1 protein-coding gene and 1 pseudogene are annotated in these 1182 nt (G+C 65.4%); one reads left to right on the top strand and one right to left on the bottom strand.

From position 1 onward, the window contains the following. Positions 1–156 precede the first annotated feature (156 nt). On the top strand, positions 157–888 hold the full coding sequence (locus EYQ95_RS26180) for an NrdJb (RefSeq protein WP_132332162.1): 732 nt from the start codon (positions 157–159) through the stop codon (positions 886–888). A gap of 199 nt (positions 889–1087) precedes the next feature. Here the strand turns inward: EYQ95_RS26180 and EYQ95_RS26175 are convergent. Further along, positions 1088–1182, bottom strand: a pseudogene (locus EYQ95_RS26175) (IS5/IS1182 family transposase); the annotation flags it as partial.

Genomic DNA, 1182 nt, shown 5'->3' with positions numbered 1-1182 from the left:
CCGCCTCGCGCGGCGGCAGCCGCTCGCGCGGCACCGGCGCCGGCGCGCGCGCCTGAGGTGATCCACCCGGTGCCGGCGGCCCGCCGCCGGCACCACCGATTCCAGCCTGCCGCATGGGGCGGCGGGCGATGAGACCGCAGCACGGGGACCAGGCCGATGGCCGTCAAGATCGAGAAGAAAATCAAGGGCTACAGCGTGATCAGCGCCGAGGACCGCGCGCGCGAGGCCCAGGCCGCGCAGCCCGCACCCGCCCCGTCCGAGGGCAAGGTCGCCGACGTCATCCAGATGCACGAGCGCGTCGAGCGCCCGGACGTGCTGATCGGCTCCACCTACAAGATCAAGACGCCGCTGGTCGAGCACGCCATGTACGTGACGATCAACGACATCGTGCTCAACCCCGGCACCGAGCACGAGCAGCGCCGCCCGTTCGAGGTCTTCATCAATTCGAAGTCGATGGACCACTTCCAGTGGATCGTCGCCCTCACCCGCATCATGTCCGCCGTGTTCCGCAAGGGCGGCGACGTGACCTTCCTGGTGGACGAGATGAAGGCCGTGTTCGACCCGCGCGGCGGCTACTTCAAGGCCGGCGGCGTGTACATGCCGAGCCTGGTGGCCGAGATCGGCGCCGTGGTGGAAGACCACCTCAAGTCCATCGGCCTGATCGTCGACCCCGAGCTCTCCGAGCACCAGCGCGCCCTGATCGCCGAGAAGCGCGCCGCCTACGAGCGCGCCATGCAGCCCGCCGCCAACGAGAGCGTGGCCATCACCGGCGACGGCACCACCTTCCCGCCCAGCGCGACCATGTGCCACAAGTGCAGCACGAAGGCGCTGGTGCTGATGGATGGGTGTGCTACTTGCTTGAATTGTGGGTATAGCAAGTGCGGGTGACAAGGTAGAACGACTGGTAACGACGGTGGGCCAGGTCGCGATCTGATCTGGCCCATTCTCTTTGTGGAGCGGAGGCCGCAGTGAGCAAGAGCAGTGATTCACAGGAGACGGGCGCTGCGCTTGTCAGCACCATCTACTCATTCTCAAAGAACTTGGCAGACCTACGTGACTTCGTAGAAGTGACTAGGGCCTGTTAACACTATCGCAACGATTCGACGATCAGTGCGAAGTGGATGAAGGCCGCGAACATGACGTCGAGCTTGTCGAAGCGGCTGAAGATGCGGCGGAACCCTT

It is taken from the genome of Lysobacter sp. N42 (genome assembly GCF_004344885.1).
The sequence above is the reverse complement of the archived record's forward strand: the minus strand, read 5'-3'. Positions and strand labels throughout refer to the sequence as shown.

Bases quoted from the DNA above. Each gene is read 5' to 3' on its own strand.
- EYQ95_RS26180 (WP_132332162.1), top strand. From the start codon at position 157: ATGGCCGTCAAGATCGAGAAGAAAATCAAGGGCTACAGCGTGATCAGC.